Annotated in this window: 1 protein-coding gene; it reads right to left on the reverse strand. The window is 49.6% G+C overall.

Translation table 11 applies throughout. The features are described 5' to 3' along the window. Positions 1-1132, reverse strand: a 1132-nt coding sequence (locus J4D97_RS22970; protein ID WP_208309625.1) for a hypothetical protein, incomplete at both ends; no start/stop codon positions are given.

Consider the following 1132-nt stretch of genomic DNA (forward strand, 5'->3'; position numbering starts at 1 on the left):
CTTAACACACAGATTTGCCGCCAACTGTGTTACCCGGTCATCATTAAGCGAGGCCGCTGCTGCGATAAATTCCTTAGGCTTACTATAGTTAATGGCTATTTGAAGAGCGGCAGTATTTGTGGGAGAACTATTTACAGCAAGGTGCTGCTGTATTGCCTCAAGGACCGGATATAAGCGCAGCAGACACATCATATGTAATCCTAGCCACTGACGACTGAGCGCGATGGAAGCTGTGTGTTTCCAGGCCTGCGATGGCCAAGACGTAGGTAACGAGGACATAAGTGACTCCTCAACCTGTTGGGTCGCAGGCAGCAGAGAAAGATAATCATCCACTAAGGACACTGGCTGTTCTAGCAAACTTACAACTAACTCACTGGCAGCCGAATTCCAGGATTTAAAATATACCTCAATCCCCACTTGCAAACTTCGCCGCCACCACTGGCGCTCAGGTACCTTCTTCCATGCCAGTAATTCCGTCAATTGAGAAGGACGTGCCGCTGCTACTAGCCGTGGTAATTGTTCACTTGTGGCTACAGCTAGCTGTTGTAATGCGTCTGCTGACAACATGGTGTCTGTCACTGATCCTAATCGGGACAGCTCAGTAATATCACTCTGTTGAATTAACTGCACCAGACGTGCCAGCGTTTGCTGGCTGATTTCTGATGGCATTTGCTGATACCAGTACAAGATGGTAGCTAGGGTCAATACTTCTTGCAAAGAGGCTTGATCTAGTGCAGCGGCAGTAGGCGCAGCCCGCTGTAACATTCCTAATTGCGTTATGCCCTGAGGAGGCACTCCCAAATGCATTAATAGGGCGGATAAGTGCGGTGAGCGGGTAGTATCCCCGGCTACATACGCTTCTGCTTCCGTTAAATCAATATGAGCATCACTGGTTTCGATTACAAAATACCGTCCTCGCCAACGCGGCAGCATAGTTTCGGGCACCGCGATAAGCTGCAATGGGGCTGAAGTATCGCGTAGTTGATGCGGCATGAAGCCCACATTAAAGCTTGCGTTTTCCCGCTCCGCAACACTTAAGCTTTGCCATAATAAGGCAGCTGCCTCCTCAAACTCCTCCTGACCAGCCCAGATGATAGGTCCGGAACGGGTAGGGGTAATTAGCTCTTTGAGT

Source organism: Hymenobacter defluvii, assembly GCF_017589435.1.
In the GTDB taxonomy this organism is placed as follows: Bacteria; Bacteroidota; Bacteroidia; order Cytophagales; family Hymenobacteraceae; genus Hymenobacter; species Hymenobacter profundi.